Origin of the sequence: Olegusella massiliensis (genome assembly GCF_900078545.1) — a bacterium.
GTDB classification, from domain to species: Bacteria; Actinomycetota; Coriobacteriia; order Coriobacteriales; family Atopobiaceae; genus Olegusella; species Olegusella massiliensis.
The window spans coordinates 1,734,709-1,755,906 of the sequence record NZ_FLLS01000002.1 but is presented as its reverse complement, the minus strand read 5'-3'; the positions used below and the strand labels follow the sequence as shown (position 1 = coordinate 1,755,906).

General features: G+C 47.8%; 18 protein-coding genes and 1 tRNA gene. 18 read left to right on the top strand and 1 reads right to left on the bottom strand.

The features are described 5' to 3' along the window. Positions 1-355 precede the first annotated feature (355 nt). Positions 356-1,468 (bottom strand): IS110 family RNA-guided transposase, encoded by a 1,113-nt coding sequence (locus BN4314_RS07960; RefSeq protein ID WP_068539149.1) that lies wholly within the window; start codon positions 1,466-1,468, stop codon positions 356-358. 358 nt (positions 1,469-1,826) lie between these two features. Here BN4314_RS07960 and crcB point away from each other — a divergent pair, with 358 nt between their 5' ends. The 18 genes from crcB to BN4314_RS07870 all read left to right on the top strand — a co-directional run bounded on the left by crcB (position 1,827) and on the right by BN4314_RS07870 (position 21,189). Further along, positions 1,827-2,252, top strand: a complete 426-nt coding sequence (gene crcB / locus BN4314_RS07955; protein WP_198145560.1) for a fluoride efflux transporter CrcB — start codon at positions 1,827-1,829, stop codon at positions 2,250-2,252. A 418-nt stretch (positions 2,253-2,670) separates the two neighbouring features. Next, positions 2,671-3,081, top strand: a complete 411-nt coding sequence (locus BN4314_RS07950; RefSeq protein WP_021735569.1) for a GtrA family protein — start codon at positions 2,671-2,673, stop codon at positions 3,079-3,081. 16 nt (positions 3,082-3,097) lie between these two features. Beyond that, positions 3,098-3,478: a hypothetical protein gene (locus BN4314_RS07945; RefSeq protein WP_021735568.1), complete on the top strand. Its 381-nt coding sequence runs from the start codon at positions 3,098-3,100 to the stop codon at positions 3,476-3,478. A 73-nt stretch (positions 3,479-3,551) separates the two neighbouring features. Then, positions 3,552-3,626: transfer RNA gene (locus BN4314_RS07940), tRNA-Val, on the top strand. Positions 3,627-3,682: 56 nt separating this feature from the next. Further along, positions 3,683-4,795, top strand: a complete 1,113-nt coding sequence (locus tag BN4314_RS07935) for a DnaJ domain-containing protein (protein WP_068540725.1) — start codon at positions 3,683-3,685, stop codon at positions 4,793-4,795. Positions 4,796-4,873: 78 nt separating this feature from the next. Then, positions 4,874-5,983: a molecular chaperone DnaJ gene (gene dnaJ / locus BN4314_RS07930; protein ID WP_068540723.1), complete on the top strand. Its 1,110-nt coding sequence runs from the start codon at positions 4,874-4,876 to the stop codon at positions 5,981-5,983. 12 nt (positions 5,984-5,995) lie between these two features. Further along, complete coding sequence (gene mtaB, locus BN4314_RS07925; RefSeq protein WP_068540721.1) at positions 5,996-7,261, top strand: tRNA (N(6)-L-threonylcarbamoyladenosine(37)-C(2))-methylthiotransferase MtaB; 1,266 nt, start codon at positions 5,996-5,998, stop codon at positions 7,259-7,261. Between the two features lie 122 nt (positions 7,262-7,383). Next, positions 7,384-8,343 carry a PhoH family protein gene (locus BN4314_RS07920; RefSeq protein ID WP_021735559.1) on the top strand — a complete coding sequence of 320 codons (960 nt, stop codon included), beginning with the start codon at positions 7,384-7,386 and terminating at the stop codon, positions 8,341-8,343. 8 nt (positions 8,344-8,351) lie between these two features. Further along, entirely contained in the window at positions 8,352-8,852 is a 501-nt protein-coding gene (gene ybeY, locus BN4314_RS07915) for an rRNA maturation RNase YbeY (RefSeq protein WP_021735570.1), read from the top strand. 2 nt (positions 8,853-8,854) lie between these two features. Next, entirely contained in the window at positions 8,855-9,229 is a 375-nt protein-coding gene (locus BN4314_RS07910) for a diacylglycerol kinase family protein (RefSeq protein WP_021735576.1), read from the top strand. A gap of 11 nt (positions 9,230-9,240) precedes the next feature. Continuing rightward, a complete protein-coding gene (era, locus tag BN4314_RS07905) occupies positions 9,241-10,152 on the top strand; it encodes a GTPase Era (protein WP_068540719.1) in 912 nt (303 codons plus the stop codon). Between the two features lie 2 nt (positions 10,153-10,154). Then, positions 10,155-10,904: a DNA repair protein RecO gene (gene recO, locus BN4314_RS07900; protein ID WP_068540718.1), complete on the top strand. Its 750-nt coding sequence runs from the start codon at positions 10,155-10,157 to the stop codon at positions 10,902-10,904. 166 nt (positions 10,905-11,070) lie between these two features. Next, entirely contained in the window at positions 11,071-11,349 is a 279-nt protein-coding gene (gene rpsO / locus BN4314_RS07895) for a 30S ribosomal protein S15 (protein ID WP_021735571.1), read from the top strand. A gap of 147 nt (positions 11,350-11,496) precedes the next feature. After that, positions 11,497-13,764 (top strand): polyribonucleotide nucleotidyltransferase, encoded by a 2,268-nt coding sequence (locus BN4314_RS07890; protein ID WP_068540716.1) that lies wholly within the window; start codon positions 11,497-11,499, stop codon positions 13,762-13,764. A gap of 267 nt (positions 13,765-14,031) precedes the next feature. After that, positions 14,032-14,514, top strand: coding sequence for a hypothetical protein (locus BN4314_RS07885; protein ID WP_021735535.1), 483 nt, complete (start codon positions 14,032-14,034; stop codon positions 14,512-14,514). A 766-nt stretch (positions 14,515-15,280) separates the two neighbouring features. Next, entirely contained in the window at positions 15,281-16,945 is a 1,665-nt protein-coding gene (locus BN4314_RS07880; RefSeq protein ID WP_068540714.1) for a ribonuclease J, read from the top strand. Continuing rightward, positions 16,945-19,572 carry an FtsK/SpoIIIE family DNA translocase gene (locus BN4314_RS07875; RefSeq protein WP_068540712.1) on the top strand — a complete coding sequence of 876 codons (2,628 nt, stop codon included), beginning with the start codon at positions 16,945-16,947 and terminating at the stop codon, positions 19,570-19,572. The genes BN4314_RS07880 and BN4314_RS07875 overlap by 1 nt, the downstream gene beginning before the upstream one ends. 3 nt (positions 19,573-19,575) lie before the next feature. Beyond that, positions 19,576-21,189 (top strand): helix-turn-helix domain-containing protein, encoded by a 1,614-nt coding sequence (locus BN4314_RS07870; protein ID WP_068540711.1) that lies wholly within the window; start codon positions 19,576-19,578, stop codon positions 21,187-21,189. Positions 21,190-21,198: the final 9 nt, after the last annotated feature.

Sequence of the window (21,198 nt, the reverse complement as noted above, 5' to 3'; positions counted from 1 at the left end):
TAATATGAGAGAAGCATTGTCAAGTGGCATGACGTAGCAGGTCCTAAAGTTTCCTTGGGACCTGCTACTACTTTCAACCGGGGATGGTCTGTACTGAGCATTCCTTAGTCGGCGCTTGCTTGGCAAGCTAATATTCGCGGGCTTTGATTTGTGCTCCTGTTGGTTATGAGATCCAACAGCTGGTAAGAGCACGGTACCGCAGTTCGATTCTTCGTCTGGGATCTTCATTGCGAATATCAGTCTTTAATGGCGGACGCGGCCCTTATGGGCTGTCCAAAAAAGGTCTCGTGAGCAGATCCCAGCACTGCGTCGATGCACAGGCATCCCTGGCAAAAGTCTTATGAAGGGTAGGCCCCTATCTTTCTTGATAGGTTCCTTCCACTCGCCGTCCTATCTCCCAGACCCAGCAGGCAAGCTCGCGGGCGACCGCGACATTGGCGATACAGCGGTTGTGCGTGGCTTTCGAGAGTTGGGCATGCCTTTGAGTAAGACGTTTAGTGCAGACATTGCCTCGTAAGCGTATGGAGGTGGGTACGCACCATTCGTCAGGAATCTGCTTGGGCTTTGCCGAACAGCTTGCGAAATGCCAAGCGCTCTCAACGAGGATGCGCCTGGAAGCGTTGTTTCCTGTCTTGGTAATGTGTCCTGTTGATTCTTTTTCTCCTGATGAGTGCTCGGAAGGAATGAGTCCACACCAGCTGGCATACTCTTCAGCAGATCCAAACCTGGAGAAGAGTCCGGCCTCTGCAGCAAGGCAAAAGGCACTCACCTCGTCTATTCCTTTGATAGTCGAAAGTGCTCTTACCGTTGGTGCCCACCTGTCTGTCCTTGCTTCTGTCTTTACGGCCTTTTCTAGAGATCTCTTGTCAGTCTCGGCGCATCTTACGCAGGTCACATAGTGGACAAAGGTCACCCTAGCGGGGCCTGTGAAGGTCATGGACTCAAGCCATTTTCTGTGATCTCTTGTCCAGGCGCTCTTCCTCTGGTTAAGCGCATTCTTTTCATCGAAGACATAACCTCTTCTCAACAGGAATTTCGAGAGCCTCTGGCGTGCTCTTTGCAGGTCGATTCTTGCATCGTCTAGGGCTCTTGAGAGGTCACGGACCGCCTCGATTTCTTCTGTGGGGATGAAGACCTCGACGATGTTGTGGCAAGCAAGCATGCGGGCAAGAAATGCAGCATCGCGCTTGTCATTCTTGCGTCTCTTGTCAGCTGAAGGCTTTTGCATCTTGGATACGGCAGCAACGCTGCAATCAACGCCGAGCGCCTTGAGCTCACGTGCCAGATGCCATCCGGTTGGTCCCGACTCATAGACGCACTTGGGACTTTCGAACTGCTTAGCCCATTTAGCTATTGGCTCGGCTTGTGCTGGAAACTCTGCTTGCGTTATCTCTCCTGTAAAGGGATTAAAAGCAGCAGCCGAGATTGAGCGGGCATGGACATCAAGGCCAATGGAGGTAACATACATAAGAGAAGCCCCCTTCCATGTGTGCGGTATGAGATTGCCGCACAAGCCAATATATCTAGCTCACATTGTGGCAGTCCTCTAGCCCGCGAGATGACATGAGCAAGGGGGCTTCAATGCTTCTCTCATATCGTCTTTATTATCAGGTGATACAAAGTGACAAAAATATGACAAAATTTTTTTCAGAATTGTATTAAAAGAGGAATCTCACACACATAACTCAGCACTACAGATTTGGATGTTCAAGAACGGCTATTGCGGTATCGCCGCTGAACTTTTGTTTTGGATTCCCATTCACCATAAACGCCCTAGAAGGTGCTGTCGAGTAACTTATGAAAGTACTTAAACATGCTGATAGCTGATGACTTCTATTGGAATAAGGATGCTGGCGTTTTCTATGCCTAAAAATGAAAGGAACCATTTTATGCTAATAAGGTGTATTGCAGTAGGTGCAGGCGGATTCATTGGCTCAATCACAAGGTATTTATTGTCTAAAGTAGAACTGCAAAAAGCTGGAAACTATCCTCTCAACACACTTTTAGTTAATGTTCTTGGCGCTGTTTTGATAGGTGTCATAATTGCTCAGGCACAGAAACACGGGATGAGTGAAAACAAATTGTTGTTTTTGAAATTCGGTCTTTGCGGTGGGCTTACAACATTTTCGACATTTTCTGTTGAAGTGTATGGTTATCTTGAAACAGGGCATATCGTAATCGCAATTGGGTATGCCATCGCTTCTGTAGTATTAAGCCTCATTGGATTAATGCTTGGAATGAAAATGGTCTAAAATCAAAATGTCCCGTCTAGCAAATCTGAGAGTGCATTGTATCAATGCTAAGGTTTTACTACATGAAAGTGCAGGTGGGAAGGGGTAAAACCCGACCCGCCTTTTTGTTTGATACTGAAACAATCCATAACACTACATAAGCATCCTGATTCAGCATATAAGCGCAATCCCTTTTTATACTGAATTAGAATAGATGGTTCGTTTGTCGACTTAGAGAAAAATCTGACCTGCGATTTTACGTGCACCTACTTCGAAACTCGAACCATCTACGAATGCCACCCTCGTGTAAGCTGAAGCTGCGGAAATAAAGTGTGATGTATAAGCACAACTTGCCAAATAAGCTGCAATATAACACCATGTAGCTTTAGGTTTATGATTGCTATGGAGCAAGGTATATTTTTATGAGAGAGGCATAGCGTTGGAGTTCAAAGAACTGACAAAGCAGTTCATTGGTTTTGCTGTAGTTGGTGTCGTTGCATTTGTCATTGACTATGCATTGCTGATGATACTCAGCCAAATACTTCTGTGGGATCCCGTTATTGCAGCTTTTATATCCTATATAGTTTCTACCGTATTCAACTACCTAGCTTCCATGCGCTTTGTCTTTGAGCGACGTGATGATATTTCTCGTAAAAAGGAATTTACACTTTTTGTCGTTTTCTCACTCATTGGTCTTCTACTCAATGAGATTATTATTGCGCTGGGTACCCTCTGGCTTGGTGTTGGTCCGGAGGCGGTTACCTTCAGTAAGCTTTTAGCTACTGTTATTGTGGCAATATGGAACTTTGTCAGCCGTCATCATTGGTTGGATGCGAGCAATTACTCATAGCAAGAGGGGAACACTTATGACGCCCGAATGCAAGCGTGTCAAAATCATGTGTCTTGCCAGTTTATTTCTTGGTATTTTCGAGCTAATAGGCTCTTGGTTTATTCCTGCACCCTTTGGGACTTCAATTACCATAGTCTTTGTACCTATGGCGGTAGGACTTCTTTCGCTGATTATGGGAGTTCATGGAGCGCGCGCTGCTAATGTGCCACTAAAAGCGGCTGGTCTACGTGTGTTTGCACTGATTATTTTGCTGTTGACCTGTGGTGCGTTTGGCTTGGCAGTTTATATGGGACACGGTCTATCTTTGGTGGCATATGTGATTGTTCCTGCTGCTGTGATAGATTTGCTTATTATGATTTTTTCTTTCCAGACTAAGCGTGCTCTTGACCGCGCTTAGTATTTTTACGATTTCGTGTGCTTAGCTTTTTTGTAGCGCCTAAGGGCTACATCTGATATAGTGTCTTGCGCACGGGCGACTAGCTCAGGGGTAGAGCGCATCCTTCACACGGATGAGGCCGCTGGTTCGAAACCAGCGTCGCCCACCACAAATGTTTGGGTCAGGGACTTTTGCCCCTGGCCTTTTTGCTATAGGAGATGGTCCATGTCTTCAATGAATGAAAAGGACTATTACGCGATTCTTGGTGTGGCAAAAGAGGCTACAGGAGATGAGATTCGCAAGGCTTTCCAACAGAAGGCTCGCAAGCTTCATCCTGACGTCAACAAGGAATCTGACGCTGAGGCACGCTTCAAGGAAGTCTCAGAGGCTTATGCGGTTCTCTCTGATGACAATAAGCGTCGCCGTTATGATGCAATGAGGTCTGGTTCTCCCTTTGCAGGAGCGAGTTATGGTGCCCCAGCTGGTTCTTATCCAGACTCCTATGGCAACCCCTTTAGTTGGGGATTTCCCTTTAGTGGTTTTGATGGCGCCTTCCGCAGACAAGCTAGTTCTGCTCAGCGTTCGCGTTCATACAATCCTAAAGCTGGCGCCGATATCATCTTCCAAATTGATATCGATGAAACCCAGGCTGCACAAGGTGTACATCGTGGCATTACCTACCAACGCTATTCAACATGTAATGCCTGTCATGGTTCGGGTTCCGTGCATACTGAGCATCCTGAAACTTGCCCGACCTGTAATGGCAGTGGGCGCATATCACTCAACCTAAGTGACTTTATTGGTTTTGGTGTGATGGAGATGGTCTGTCCCGAGTGTCAAGGTACGGGTCAGGTTGTAGCAGATCCTTGCTCTGTCTGTGGCGGAGCAGGGCGCGTGTTAACTGCAAGTGAAGTTGTGGTTGATATTCCTGCGGGTAGTCATGATGGTGATACGGTACGCGTGCCTGGTAAGGGAAATGCAGGTACCAATGGCGAGACAGCGGGAGATTTTGTTTGTCGTATAGGAGTGCCTGCCGAACAGCCTGATGGACGTGCGACCATGGGTTTTAGGAGTCTTGGGCTTTTTATTCCGTTTTTGCTGCTCTATGCGCTTTCTAATCAGCAAACCATGCTCATTGGGCTTGTTATCGCACTAGCTCTATTCCTCTTTGTGGTGATATCAAGTGGTGGATTTACACATAGTAAGTACTGGTGGCGTAATGCCTGGCGCATACTTGTGCGTGCCGCTTCTTCTGTACTGCCTATAGTGTTTTTCTTCCTGATTATCCGAGTGTTCACGACGTTTGTTTTGGCATGCTCGACACTAGGACGTTATTAAAAATTGAATCTTTGTATCAGCACAAGGATTTTGGGGCATAAGTTGTGCGAGTAAACGCTTTTGTTGGGGGATAGTACTGTGGTACAGAAGGATTATTACGAGTTACTCGAAGTTGAGCGAGATGCTGACGCAAAGACAATTAAGAGAGCCTTTTTAAAAAAAGCACGTGCTTTGCATCCTGACGTTAACAAAGAATCAGACGCTGAGGAGCGCTTTAAGGAAGTTAACGAGGCATATGCAGTGCTTTCCGATGAGCGCAAGCGTGCAAATTACGACCGCTATGGAACTGCAGATGGTCCTGGTGGTTTTGGCTCTGATTACGTTGATATGTCCGATATCTTTGGCGGCGGCTTTGGCATCAACGATATCTTTGACTCATTTTTTGGTGGGGGTGCTTCTGGAGCGGGTCGTCCCACTCGTACACATGGCCGTGACATGGGCATTACGCTACGCATTAGCCTCGCTGAGGCGGCTGCTGGTTGTAAAAAAACTATTTCATACGAGCGTCTTGCGCCGTGTGATGATTGTAATGGCAGCGGCGTTGCAGAAGGTGGACATGAAACTACCTGTGGGCGTTGCCACGGTACGGGACGTGTAGTAGAGGTGCAGCGCACCATCTTTGGTCAGATGCAAACACAGGCCACCTGTCCTGATTGTCAAGGCTCAGGCAAAGTTGTTGATCATCCCTGTGAAACCTGTGGTGGGCAAGGGCGCACGCCTTCTCGTGAGACGGTGGATATCGATATTCCTGCTGGTGTGCACTCAGGTCAGACACTTAAGGTTGAAGCCAAGGGTGAAGCTGGTATTCGTGGCGATAAGTCGGGCAATCTTGTAGTTGCCATCGAGGTTTTGGAAGACGATCGCTTTGAACGCCAAGGCGATGATTTGTATTGTGAGTTGCAGATTGATGCGCTTGAGGCGATGGTGGGCTGTTCACGCGATATCGATGGCGTACTGGAGGGCGAGACCGTACACATTACTGTTCCTGCTGCCTGTCAGTTTGGTCAGCAAATTCGCGTAAAGCGTCAGGGTATGCCTCGTCGTGGTGGTAAATCTCGTGGTGACCTTTTCGCTGTTGTGCGTGTTGTGGTGCCCGACAATCTTAACTATCAGCAAAAAAATGCTATACGCGATTTGATCGAGCAGCGCGAGACAAAAACATCCTCTCGCATGAAGACAAAAAAGTAAGCGAATAGTGCTATGACTGCACCTAAAGTTGCCTTTCACAATTTAGGCTGTCGACTCAATAGGCTGGAGCTCGATCTTATTGCCGATGAGCTAGAAGATGCGGGCTGTGTGATTGTGTCTGAGGATGAAGCAGACGCAATTGTGGTCAACACCTGTGCTGTCACTAATGAAGCAGAGGCAAAATGCCGCAAAGTAGTCCGATATTTGAGCGGACTTAAATCTCATCCTCTGGTCTTTGCAACTGGTTGTGATGCAAGCTTGTTTGGCAATGAGCTACAAGCACTCAGTTCCTCTGTACGTGTAGTGGCCGAAAAATCTACAGTTGCAGCAAAGCTTTTAGCCGAGCTTGATAGTGATAACGATTTCAATTCTCATGCAACTTGTCACCATGCAGGTGTAACTCCTACAGGTCGAACGCGTCCAGGTATCAAAATTCAGGATGGCTGCGATAATCGTTGCACCTACTGCATCATTTGGAAAGCGCGTGGTAAAGCAAACTCTTTAGCTCCTGAGCATGTACTGGATTCTATACGCAAAGCTGTGTCAGGAGGTGCACCTGAAGTTGTACTTTCTGGTGTAAATCTCGGCAGCTATCGCTTGCCTGGTTCTAAAAATGTCAGCGATTTGCCTGCTTTACTGCAACGCATTTTGCAAGAAACCAAGGTGGAGCGCATCCGTTTATCTTCGATAGAGCCCCCTGATGTCACAGAGGAGCTTGTTGATGTGATGGCAAAATCTGCTGGTCGCATTGCGCCTTTCTTGCATATATGTCTTCAAGCTGGCTCTGATAGGACTTTGCGACGTATGGCACGTGTGTATGATACTCAGCTGTATCGCAAGGTAGTGCAGTGTGCTCGTAGCGCTATGCCAGAACTTGCATTGGGCTGCGATCTTATCGTTGGCTTTCCTGGCGAGACTGATGATGACTTTGAGGCGAGCCTAGCATTTTGCGAAGAAATGCAATTTGCGAAAATGCATGTTTTTCGTTATTCCAAACGTCCAGGTACCCCTGCAGCTACGATGCCCAGTCAAGTGCCTGCACAGCTTATGTCAGCACGTGCTCGCAGGGTGCGCGAGCTTGCTCGTAGAATGCGTCATCAGCAAGCAGAACTTTGCCTTGGTCGCGAGGAGCTTGTGGTGGTACAGTCTCAGGGACGAGGTATATCTGGTGGTCTTTTTGATGTGTTACTAGATCCTTGTGTTCCGGTAGGCTCTCTTGTGCGCGTGGTGCCTCATAGTATCTGCGAAGATTTTAGCTTGGATGCACGGACGATTTAATACTTGCTGCTATGCAAAGGTGCTAAGCGTGGTACATTCAATTCCATAAACAATTTGTCTTTGGATTTCAATTGAGTTTAGAGACAATGAAAAGGCAGTTAAAGCTATACCAAGGAGGGTTCTTGCAGCCAACACGAGCACGTTTGACCATACCTGATTCGATAGACCCGCTAAGCCTAACAGGTCCTGCAGACACTTTGTTACGTCGTGTTGATGCAGCCTTTGATGCGATGGTTACGGTTCGCGGGGATCAGATTGCCATTACAGGTCCGGCTGAGGTTGTAGAGCAGCTGACATCTGTCTTTTATCGCTTGATTTCTCGTGCCGAAGATGGAGATCCTCTTGATGAACAAGATGTTGATCTCATTATTGAGCAGGTCTTGCATGGCGCACCTGAGATGCAGTCTTTATCGGGCGACATACTGCTGACGCATCGCGGCCGTACCGTGCGACCCAAGACCGAAGGTCAACGTCAGTATGTGGATGCAATACGTACGCATCGTATTACCTTTGGGCTTGGTCCAGCAGGTACTGGCAAGACCTATCTGGCGATGGCTATGGCAGTAGCTGCGCTGAAGCGTCATGAGGTGGCACGCATTGTGCTCGCTCGTCCTGTAGTTGAGGCAGGGGAGTCTCTTGGATATTTGCCAGGTACCTTGCAGGAAAAACTTGATCCCTATGTGCGCCCTCTCTATGATGCACTTTTTGACATGACCGATACTGAGCGTGCAACTACAATGATTGAGCAAGGTACCATTGAAATTTCGCCTTTAGCTTTTATGCGTGGACGTACCTTTAATGATTCTTTTGTCATTCTTGATGAAGCGCAGAATACCACGCCCGAGCAGATGAAGATGTTTTTAACTCGCTTGGGCGTCTCTTCGACATTTGTTATCACAGGTGATGCCAGCCAACGTGACTTGTTGGGCGAGAGCGGTATTCATTCAGCTCGTGAAGTGCTCAAATCTGTCAACGAGGTTGCCTTTGTGGATCTTGGTAGAGATGATATCGTTCGTCATTCTCTGGTAGCAAAAATTGTTGAAGCATATGCTGCGGCTGAGCAAAACAAGCATAGTCGATAGGGGATGAGATGGCCTACGAATATGACATTAGTAGCAACGATGGCGCCGAACTTCTTGTGAGCGAGCAAGAAATAGAAGATATCGTTGATCTTGTTCTTAAGGAAGAGGGGATTACGCGCCCCTGTATGGTCTCTATTTCTTTTGTAAGTAATGAACGCATTCAAAAACTCAACGCTGAATGGCGAGGGCAAGATATGCCCACAGATGTTATCTCTCTTGAATGTGAGCGTCCTGATGAGCCTGGCCTAGGTGAGGGCGTGCCTTGTGAACTAGGTGATATTGTTATTGCTTCTAAGTATGTCAGGCAGCAAGCGGCAGGTTTTGGTACCACGGCTGCGGACGAGTGCCGTATGTTGTTGGTACATGGTCTCCTTCATCTGCTGGGCTATGACCATCTTGAGGACAGTGAGGCAGAGGAAATGGAAGCTCGCGAGGATGAGCTGTTGCAGCTTATCCATACTGATGGTGATTTGGCTCGTGTTAATTTCACTCGCCATAAGGATGATTAACAATGATTCCCGGACAGCCCCCACGTCACCCTGGCTTTATTGAGAGTTTTTCTTATGCTCTTAAGGGTGTAAAAACCGCTTTCATCCAAGAACGCAACATCAAAGTAATGTTGGCGGGTGGCACAGTTACTATCATCGCTGGTCTTTTGCTGCATCTTGATGCCATAAGCTGGGCTATTGTTTTGCTTTGTTGTGGTGCAGTGTTGGCAAGCGAATTATTTAATACTGCTATCGAGACCGTTGTCGATTTGGTATCTCCTGAATTTAACGAGCTGGCGGGACGTGCAAAAGATATTGCAGCAGCGGCCGAGCTTTTACTTTGTACGGCTGTTGCTATCGTTGGATTAATTGTCTTTATTCGTGCACTTTTGAGCTAGGAGCTGGTCTTGTGAGTGAGACTAATACTGAGTTTCATAGTGGTTTTTTGACCTTGGTTGGACGTCCTAATGTTGGCAAGTCAACTCTACTTAACGCCGCTGTAGGTCATAAGCTTGCAATTACCAGCAATGTTGCCCAGACTACGCGTCGTCAAATGCGAGCAGTGATAAATACCGATAATTCGCAGCTCATCATTGTGGATACGCCGGGCTTGCACAAACCCAAAGATGCGCTTGGTAAGGAGCTCAACCGTGCAGCCCTCAGTGCACTTGAAGATGTGGATGTTATAGCCTTACTTATTGATGCTACCCAGGAAGTGGGGCGTGGCGATGAGTGGGTTGCGAGCCATGTACGTGCATCCAATGCTCCACACAAGATTCTCTTGATTACCAAAGCAGATTTAGTAGATCAATCGACTGCAGATGCCCAAGCCCGCGCCGCAGCTCAACTTGCTGATTTTGATGATGTGCTGGTGGTTTCAGCAAAGCAGGGTTTTAACGTTAAAGGGTTTATCGATCTTGCCTCTTCTTATTTGCCTGATGGCCCGCGCTGGTTTCCTGAGGATATGGACTGCGACCTTGAGGATGAAGAGCTCGTAGCAGAGTTTGTGCGTGAAAAAGCTTTTCGAAATTTGCGTCAGGAGATACCGCATTCACTTGCTGTGCGCTGTGAGGATATTGAGTGGGCCAAAGATGGTCATGGTTCTATGGTTGCCACAATCTTGGTTGAGCGCGATGGGCAAAAAGGCATCGTTATTGGCAAAGGGGGTTCTATGATCAAAAAAATTGGTACAGAAGCCCGCCGTGATCTTGAGAGACTTTTTGGTGTACCTATTTATCTAGATTTGTTTGTTCGTGTACAGCCTGCATGGCGGCGCGACCGCACTGAAATTTCTCGACTCGGTTTGGTAGCTGATGAGTAGTTATGGTAGGTAGACGCACCAAACGTACTCGAGCCCTGGTACTAGACAGCACTAAGCTGGGGGAGCAGGATCTCATTCTTACTCTTCTTGGAGAAACTGGCGTACAGCTGCGTGCAGTAGCAAAGGGAGCGCGTAAGCCAGGAGGACGTCTAGCTGCACGCTCTGAGCTATTTTGTGAGTCTGATTTTTTGATTACAGAAGGGCGCAATCTAGGCATTGTGGCTGAAGCAACCACTGTTGATGCACATGTGGGCCTGCGCGGTGATTTAGCGCGAGTGAGCGCTGCTTCTGCAGTCAGTGAGCTTAGTTTGCACAACTGCTATGAAGATGCGCCCGATCCTTATTTATATCCCCTATGTTCGCGCGCATTGCGGGCCTGTGAGGAGGCAGAAGATAGAGCGCATCTGTTATTGGTGGTTGCAGCTTTTAGTATTAAGTTGCTTTCACACTGCGGCTGGCGTCCTGAGCTTGATAGTTGTGTTGCCTGCGGGGATTTTGCGGTGAGCAGATTTTCTGCTGCAGTAGGTGGGGTGCTATGTTCTAGTTGCGCGCAAAGTATTGCAGGTGCAGAAGAACTCAGCAAGGAAGAAATCTCATGGTTGCGCTCTCTTATTAGCTTGACGTTCGATCAGTTGTTAGAGGTATCCATGACCGATGCTTTGGCTTTGCGTCTTACACTGCTTGCACATGGCTGGGCAATTTCTCAGCTTGAATGTCGCCTGCGGGCAGGAGAATTTTTCCTTGGTCTATAGTTCGTTCGTGGAAAAACTGAGAGTACCACAATAAAATCCTCTCTTAAGCTGCATAAAATAAATTCAGTGCTATCCTTAATCAGTCCGTACCTCTAACTTAGAAGCTCGTCTTTCCCGGACGACTATCTCAGTTTGAGGCGAATTTGTTAGAAGAAGGGAACGTCGTATGGCTACAAGCAAGGAGCGCAAGGCTGAGATTATTTCTCAGTACGGCAAGGACGAGAAGGACTCTGGTTCCGCTGAGGTCCAGGTTGCTCTGCTCACTGAGCGTATCAAGAGCTTGACCGAGCACATGAAGTCCCATAAAAAGGACTATCACACGCGTCGTGGTCTTTTGATGCTCGTTGGTAAGCGTCGTCGTCTGCTGGGTTATATCAAGGCTGGCGATATTGAGAAGTATCGTGAGCTTATTAAGAGCCTTGGTATTCGCGACAATATTCAGTAGCTCATAGTTCGGCAATCGTGAGAGCGCCTGCGGGCGCTCTCTTGCTGTTATGAAGGGTCGCAGAATGCGGTCCTGTAGGTTGAACGAAAAGGTTTCTTCCTACAAAGCGGCCCGTCTACAAGGGGTAGGCGGAGACAAGGGAAAAGAATGACAAAGGTTATACACGAGTTTGACCTCTACGGTAAGCACTATAGCCTCGAGACGGGTGAGCTCGCCAAGCAGGCAACAGGGCAGTGCCTTGTACGTTGTGGAAATTCCATCGTTAATGTGACGGTGGTCGTTTCGAAGGAGCGTAAAGACTACGACTTCTTCCCTCTGACTGTTGATTTTATTGAAAAGATGTATGCAGTAGGTCGTATTCCTGGTGGCTATCTCAAGCGTGAGGCTCGTCCTAGTGAGAGGGCTACTCTGACTGCACGTATGATTGACCGCCCTTTGCGTCCATCTTTCCCTGATGGTTTCCGCAATGAGGTTCAGGTTGTTGCAATGCCTTTGGTGGCTGATCAAGTTCACAGCGTTGATACCATCTCTATCATGGGCGCTAGTGCTGCCTTAACTGTTGGTGGTGTACCTTTTGAGGGTCCTCTGGCAGGTGTTCGTATCGGTCGCAATCGTGATACGGGTGAATTTATCGTCAACCCAACATTTGAGGAGCAAGACAATTCTGACCTCGATCTTGAGCTTGCTGGTTCTGCTACCTATATTTCCATGTTGGAGGCTGGAGCCAACGAGATTTCTGAGGAGGACATGCTTGCTGCAATGACCTTTGGTCAGCAGGCTATTGCTGCTTTCTGTGAAGAGCAGCGCAAGTTTTTTGCTAAATGTGTTGAGCTTAATGGTGAGTTCCCTGTTCGTGAGTATGTGCTCGATGAACCTATTCCTGAGGTTCAAGAGCGCATTAACGCACATATGGATGAAATGAAGATCGCCATCAAGAGTTCAGATAAGGAAATTCGCGAGACTCAGGTCAATGAGCTCAAGGAGCAAATCAAGGACGAGTTTAGTCCCGAGGAGCAAAGCGAGTGGAGTCGAGCCATTACCAGCGAGCTCAAGCAGCTCGAAAAACACGCCATGCGTCAGATGGTCGTTGAGACTGGTGAGCGTGTTGATGGCCGTGTTTGCGACGAGGTTCGTCCTCTATTTATAAAAGGCAACTATCTGCCTTTGGTACATGGCTCAGGTCTTTTCCAGCGTGGCCAGACCCAGGTGCTTTCTATCTGCACCTTAGGCATGCTCAATGAGTGGCAGCGCCTTGACACCATTGATCCTCTTGAGGGCAAGCGCTATATGCATCACTACAACTTCCCACCCTTCTGCACGGGTGAGACTGGTCGTATGGGTTCACCCAAGCGTCGTGAGATTGGTCACGGTGCTCTGGCAGAGCGTGCTTTGCGTCCCGTTATTCCTTCTGAGGATGACTTCCCCTATGCCATCCGTGTGGTGTCTGAGGTTATGGAGTCCAATGGTTCTTCTTCCATGGCTTCTACCTGTGGTTCCACTTTGGCTTTGATGGATGCTGGTGTACCTATCAAGCGTCCTGTTTCTGGTGTTGCAATGGGGCTCATCCAAGAAGAAGGCAAGACTGTTGTCCTGACTGACATCCAAGGCGTTGAGGACTTCCTAGGTGATATGGACTTTAAGGTTTGCGGTACCACCAAGGGCATCACTGCTATGCAGATGGACAATAAGGCAACGGGTCTTACTCCTGAGATTTTCCGTCAGGCCTTTAAGCAGTCTCATGAGGGCCGTATGCATATCCTTGATGCTATGCTCGATGCCGTTCCCGCTGTTCGTGAGGAAACCAAAGAATCTGCACCTAAGATTATTAGCATGCAGATTCCTACTGACAAGATTCGCGACGTCATAGGTTCTGGTGGCAAGATCATCCGTGGCATCCAAGAAGAGACGGGTGCGACCATTGATATCCAAGAGGATGGTTCCATCTTTATCGCAGGCACTTCCGCTGCTGGTGAAGAGGCTGCCGAGCGTATTAAGGCTATCGTTAAAGTGCCTGAAGTGGGCGAGGAGTACAACGGTCGTGTCGTAGGCATTCAGCCTTTTGGCGCTTTTGTTGAACTACTTCCTGGTAAAGATGGTCTGCTTCATGTCTCCCGTGTCGCCAAAGGTCATGTTGACAAAGTTGAGGACGTTTTGGCTGTGGGCGATGAGGTCAAAGTTATGGTTCTTGACGTGGATGAAAAGGGCAAGATTTCTCTTGATCGTCTTGACAAGCCCGAGGCTCCTGCTAACTCCACTCACAAGAACAACAGTGAACCTGGACGTGAGCGCCGTTTTGGCGGTAACCGTGAGCGTCGTGGTCGTAGCGCCAATATGAATTCTCATAGGCGCCCTGGCGATAATGGCGGAGATCAATCTAGCGAGCCTCGTAAGCCTCGCCGTCACCACGAGAGCTAACCATTTGTTTTAGTAGTATTCAGTGCCCAGTTCCTATAATGGAACTGGGCTTTTAGTATGTAAATTGATTTTTTTGCTTTCTATATCACATGAGATTTGAGGCTACAGGACTGCATTTTGCGGTAAGTTTAAAATGTATTGTTGTAATTCTTCTAGCAGAACCACTACATATTATTCTCCTTGATAGGGGAGGCTTGAAGGATTTATCCTATATGTAAAGTTACTCTTTAGGGTCTTTAACTTATGTAAAAACTGAAAGGATAATACATGGGCTTATTTGATTCTCTAAAAGATACATTGGCTGGAGCATCATCGGAAGAAAGTAATGCTAATAAGCAAAAAATGCGTTCGATATTTAATTCGTTAGTGCCAGATGGAGATGCTTATAAACTCGTTTATATGTATGGCTTATCTACTACAAATGCCGTTGTTGTCAGAATTAACACCTATGCCAATTATATTGTTGGCTACAAGGATGATGGCTCAATGGTTGTCATTGCGGTAGACAATGAATTAGAAGAGTATGATGAGCCGGTTTTCTTACAACCGAGTGATATTATCTCCATTAAAAGAAAGATTACCAATGGTCAATATGTATGGAAGAGCGATAAATTTAAGGGTGGCTCTGCCATGATGTCTATTACTGATCGCCCATTACCTGGTGGTCAACTCATGATCAAGGTTTTGCAAAAAGAAGAAGCGGCTGATTTTATTGCGATGGCACAAAGGGTTTATAACGTCAAGCTGTAAAAATATAGATGGTTCAAGCTTCGAGGTAAATAAACGCAAAACCGCAGGTCGTGTTTTAAAAAGCTCGAAGAATAAACCATCTGTTGCGGAAAAACGAACCATTTAGAAAAAAAGCTAGAAAAAAGCGCCCCGCCGAGGATGCGGGGCGCCCGTGCTTTTATTTGCCCATCGGAATCATATCGCTTTCAAGCAATTGACGCGAAGAGCAACGTTTGTCAGGTACCTTTCTGCTCGGGTCTCTAGGATCCCGCAATCTGGACTAGTGACAAACCAGCCTGCATAACAGGCTTCTACGCCAGACGAGATGAGAATGATATCTCGGTCGTCTGCCCAACTAGAAGCTTCTGGAGGATAAGAACCAACTCCTACAATGCTGGCTTCTCTGCTAAAGAGTAACTACTCTCAAACTGTACGCTATCTAGCGTGTACTAAAAGGCAGAGGTTACATCGGAGGAGTGGTTCTGGGAAACGAAATGGGAAGCCGCCATTTCATCCTGCTCAGAAGCCTCTTCCACTGCTCTGTACATCGGAACCACCTCCGTTCTCAGTAACACTCTCGACTACGTTGTTACTTCTTTCATACCCAAAAAGATCCCATAAAACTACGACTTTTGTGTAGTCTCGGCGAGCGGTTGGTATGAGAGTGCAAGCGGCGCAAGCATCAAAGTCTTGCTAGTCTTACAATGACTAATAAACAAGAAAGTTTAGCTGCTAAAGCAGCTGCATATATTTTTATTGGGTACATGTGAAAGGAATACGAACACATATGGCTAAAAAACAAACTCCCTTAAGGATTATTCCTTTGGGAGGCTTGGACGGTATTGGCAAGAACATGACTGCCTTTGAGTATGGCGATGACATGATTTTGCTCGATGCTGGTTTAATGTTTCCCGAAGACAACCAGCCTGGAATTGATTTGATTTTGCCAGACTATAGCTATGTGCTCGAAAACGAGCACAAGCTTCGAGGCATACTTATTACCCATGGTCACGAGGACCATACGGGCGCTTTGCCATATCTTTTGGCTGATCTCAACCACAAAGTGCCAATTTATTCCAGCAAGATGACCTTGGGTATTGTCGAAGGCAAGCTTGCTGAGCACAAAATTAACTCTCCTCGTTTTCGCGAGGTTCAAAATGGTACTCACATCAATCTGGGCAACTTCTCTATCGATTTCTTCTCGGTAACACACTCTATCCCAGGTGCTCTTGGTGTATATATTCGTACACCAGCAGGCTCAGTGTTGCACACCTGTGACTTTAAACTCGATCAGACGCCCATTGATGGCGTGCGAACCAATTTCCAAGCTATCTCTCGCTTTGCCACTATGGGTATCGATTTGTTGCTATCAGATTCTACTAACGCCACCCAACCAGGCTTTACACCAAGTGAAGCAACGGTTGGTCCGACCCTGCGCCATATCATTAAGAATGCTCCTGGCAGGGTATTTGTGGCGAGCTTCTCCAGCCACATCCATAGAATCCAGCAGGTTTGTGATGCCGCCACCTCTGTTGGTCGCAAAGTTGTGGTGACAGGGCGGTCCATGGTGACCAATACGAGGGTTGCTCGAGAACTTGGGTATTTACATGTAGACGAAAAAAATCTCATCGATGCGTTTGAAATTGGAGAGATTCCTGACGACAAAGTTGTAGTGATGTGTACTGGTAGTCAAGGCGAGCCTATGAGCGCCCTTGGTCGTATGGCAACAGGTGATCATAAGTCACTACAAATTACTGCGAATGACACCGTGATTATTTCTGCAACGCCTGTTCCTGGTAACGAGAAAAGCGTACAGGGTATTATCAACGCCCTTACCAAAATAGGTTGCACCATCTATGACAAGACTAACGCAACGGTGCATGTCTCAGGTCATGCACGCCAAGAAGAGCTCAAACTTATGCTTGCGCTTTGCAAGCCACACTACTTTGCACCCGTCCATGGTGAAGCAGTGCATCTTGCAGCGCACGCAAAACTTGCCATGGCAATGGGTATGCCCAAAGATCATATCTTTATTGCCAATAATGGAGATGCGCTTGAGGTTGTTGATGGCAAGTTACGTTGGGGTAAAGGTGTCGAATCCGGTTTGATATATGTTGATGGCCTCAGCATTTCAAATGTTGACCCCATCCTCTTCCGTGACAGGCAAAAGCTCAGCGAGGACGGTATCATTACTGTGGTTGTGACGGTAGGAAAGAGGAGTCACAAGGCAAACGATATTGAGTTCTCTGCTCGTGGTGTTGCATATGCGGCCGATGAGGCTCTCATGAGTGATGCCACAGCCAACGTGCGTCAGACGGTTGAGCGCCAGGCACAATCGAAGGGCGCAAGTGTTGACCAGATTCGCCGTACAGTTCGTGGTAGTCTTTCTAACTTCATTTGGTCGCGTACCCATACAAGACCTATGGTGATTCCGGTGGTAATGGAGGTCTAATGCCCTCAAGACGCAGATCAAACGCAGCAGAGTTGCGGGGCAGACAAGGACGTCAACGTCAGGGTGTGAGGCGTGCGGCAAAGCAAGCTCCTACACCCCGTAGCGCTGAGGCAAACGACATTATTGGTGTTTTGCTCCTTGCACTTGCAGCAGCCATGGCTGTAGCTTTGCTGCTGACCACACCTGCCCCAGTAACCCAAAAGGCAGGAGAGTTCTTAAGTTGGCTCTTTGGTAGGGGTGCACTTTTATGTCCCCTCAGTATTGCTTTGTTTGCTCTTACATTTTTTGCTGATGGACATGGGCCCCTCTCGGGTCATGTTGCCCTAGGCCTTTCGTTGATGCTGCTGGCTATTTTGAGTCTTATGTCACTGAGCTTTCCTGGAGGCGAAGCAGATCCTGACCTTGTCTTGTCAAAAGAAGTTTTGTTTAACCGTGGTGGCTATGTAGGTGGGGCAATTGCTTGGGGCTTGCTGAAGAGTGTGGGCTTTGGCGTAGGTGTGGTATTGCTCAGCGGCATTATTCTTGTTGGTCTTGTCGTCTGTGGCTTTTCTATCTCAGGTGCCATTGCGCATATCAAGGCAAAAGCTTCGGATGCGGGTAGTAGTTTGCAAGAAGCTCGTGAGCGTCATTTTGAAGAGCTTCGGCAGCGCAAAGCAGAACGCGCACAGAAGCGCATTGAGCGTCGAAACGCGCGTGCTGCCGCCTCGCCTGTCATCGAGCAAGATTGGGCTGGCCAAGATGAATGGGCGGATGCTTCCGAGTCTGATCCCACCACTCCAGCAACTAGTTTTATTGGTGCGCGCAAAACTACGGTGTTGCGTCGTCATAAAAAACCGATTGCAAGTTCCGAACCCGTAAATGTTGTTGAAGATGATGCAGAGGAGACAACACAACAAACTCAGCTCACCCAGCGTTTGACGCGTTCTAGAAAGTCTGATTCCAAGTTCAAAAAAGACAAAACTCCTTCTATCCCTGAGTTTTTACGTGCGCAGTTTGTTGAGCAGGACGAACTGCCCTATGACGCAGACGCATCAGCTACAACTACTGAGAGCCTTAAGACTCCCAAGGCTCAGCGTAAGCAGTCCAAAGCGCCTACGTCTTCGGCGGTAAACGTACGTACTCAAGCACAATCTATTCATGCACGTCCCGGGGATTCCACCCAGGAGTTTAAACTTCCGTCCTTTGAGATGCTTTCCTCTAATCCTCATAGCGCCCAAAGTGCATCAACCGATGCTGAGCTAACCTCAACTATGCGTAGACTTCAGTCAACTCTGTCCGAATTTGGTCTTAGCAGCAAAGTTGTTGACTACGTTTCTGGTCCTCTTGTTACCACATTTCAAGTAGAAATGGGGGAGGGCGAGCGAGTAAATAAAATTGTTAATCTTGAGGATGATATTGCACTCACCTTAGCAGCTGAATCCGTGCGTATTTTTGCACCCATTCCTGGCACTTCGCGAGTTGGTATCGAAATTCCCAACAAGAAACGCGAAAGTGTCTGCATCGGTGATGTTTTACCTTATGCCAAGGGCGGTCCACTGGAATTTGCGGTTGGTCGCGATGCAGGCGGCAAAGCAGTTATTGCAGACTTGGCCAAAATGCCACACTTACTGGTAGCAGGTTCTACGGGTTCGGGTAAGTCTGTAATGATTAACAGTCTTATTATGTCTATCTTGATGCGTGATACACCCAAGCAGGTTCGGCTCATTTTGGTTGACCCGAAGCGTGTAGAGTTCTCGGGCTATAACGGTCTTCCACACCTCTACGTACCCGTGGTAACCGAGCCACGTCAAGCCGCGAGTGCACTTCAGTGGGCAGTATCTGAGATGGAGCGTAGGCTCAAGGTATTTGAACGCGCAGGTGCTCGAAATATCACCATTTATAACGAGATGTGTACCACAGGTAAGCTCTCCGAGATGGATAATCCACCTGAGCCCATGCCCTTTATGGTCATCATTATCGATGAGCTTTCTGACCTTATGATGGTTGCTGGCAAAGACGTTGAAGCATCTATTGTTCGCATTGCTCAACTTGCGCGTGCAGCAGGTATTCATCTTGTGCTTGCTACCCAGCGCCCTTCAGCTGATGTGGTAACAGGTCTTATTAAGTCCAATATTGAGACCCGTATTGCGCTTTCAGTTGCCTCGAGCATGGACTCGCGTGTCATTCTTGACCAGACGGGTGCCGATCGCCTGTTAGGTAATGGTGACATGCTTTTTAAGTTCCGAGGCCATCGTACACGGCGCATTCTTGGTTGCTATGTTGCTGACGCTGAGATTGAATCTGTTGTTGCGCATTGGTGTGATCAGGGTGAGCCCGATTACCATGAGGAAATTCTTACTCAGGTGGTTCCTGGTCAGCCTAGTAATGGTGCGTCAACAGGTGACGATGACGATGATCCTTTGGTATGGCAAGCAGCGCAAATTGTCGTGGAATCTCAGCTAGGTTCGACCAGTGGACTTCAACGCCGGCTCAAGGTGGGATACGCTAGAGCAGGACGCATTATGGATATGCTTGCTGCCAAAGGTATAGTAGGTCCTCCTGACGGCTCCAAGCCACGTGAAGTTCTTCTTGATGAAGACGGGCTAGAGCAATTGAAGGAAGCAGAGCAAAAATTCCGGGAGGTGTAAGAGATGGCTAGACCTCGCTTTAGCGAAATATTGTATCGTCGCAGACGCGAGCTGGGCATCAGCACTGCACAGGCCTCTCGTGTTCTTCGACTTAAAGAGCAGGTTATTATTGCTTTTGAAGATGGTTGTTGGGATGACATGCCCAAAAGTGGCTATGCCCAAGGTATGCTTGCCTCTTACGCAAACTACCTTGGTCTCGATGCCCAGCGTTTAACACGTCAATTTGCTTCTGATTTAGCTGATTATCAGTCGGGAGGCGATCATCAATCACGAAGACGTGGCTTGGGTGATGGTGCGCGCATGCCCGTAGAGACACGTCGAAGTCGCACCGAGCGTGAAAATTCTGGCGCTCGTGGCTTGTTACCTACTTCTGGTGGATATGCAGGTGACCTCGCTGGATTTTCGACCGTTTCTTCTGTACATTCTCGCAGTTATGAACAATCCAATAGTGGCGGCTATAGCTCCTACGACAATCAAACCCAAGATGTTCGTGGACGTCTGGAAGGCGGAGAAAAGCGCTATACCATGCTTCCTCCAGATACCTCAGAACCTCGACGTGCAGCGCGTGCCCAAGCTCAGCGTGCACGTGGCAGAGATCAGCTGCGAGTTGATGGCTATGGTGACTCTAGTCATGACAATCGGCTTGCGTTAGCACGTCCGCAGCGACAGCGGTCAGGTTATCGTCCTCGTGTCCCGATTCAGACAGAAAATCATGCAGCTCCCACTGCGCTTCCACGTCCTGAACGCGATTATGTTACTCGACGTAGGGTTGAGCCTACTGACTATATCGATGATTTGCGTTATGACGACCAAGCGAATCCCTATCAGATGGCATCTGCTGGAGCAGGACGTGCAGGTGCACGGCCTCTTGTTGATGCTCAGCGCCCTAATGTTCGCAGGCAGCAGCGGAGAACTTCTTCTCAAAATCCCAATAGACGCAACAGACGTCCTCAACAGCCCCAAGGTCTGCTTGGTATGATATCGAATATTTTTTCTGACAATATGAAGCTCATTGTTATCATTCTTTTGGTGCTGGCAGTTATCTTGTTTATGCTCATTATTTCGTCAGTGACGTCTTGTACTTCAAATATGGCTTCAAATGGCCGTAGCAATACCGTTGCTGTTTCTACAACCGAGACTAAAAAAACTGATGAGAGTGATCGATCTACTACTGATGCTCATCAGTCAAATACCGACACGGGTTCTGAGCTCAATGTTCCGGAGGTAGCAAAGACACAGAAGAGCGAGACGAAAGTTGAGGTTACGGTAGCTATTGCAGATGGTGGTGTGAGCTGGGTTGAAGTAACGGTAGATGGTGAAAATAAAGAAGCAGACACTCTTACGGGTCCTTGGTCTGCTACATACAATGTAACCAAAGCGATGCAGGTAGAGGTTTCTGATCCTACGGCTGTTACGGTTACGCGTAATGGCAAGGTGCAAAGCTTTGATCAAAAAGCTTCTGGTGTGGGTTCGGTTACTATCGATGGACCTGCTACAAATGATGAAAAAGCTACTAAGGACAACGATAAAAAAAGTCCCAGCAAAAACGGCAATTCTACCAACCAAGGCGGTATAAGTTCCGAGGAACAATCTACGTCAGATACTGACCAACAATAACGATTTGAG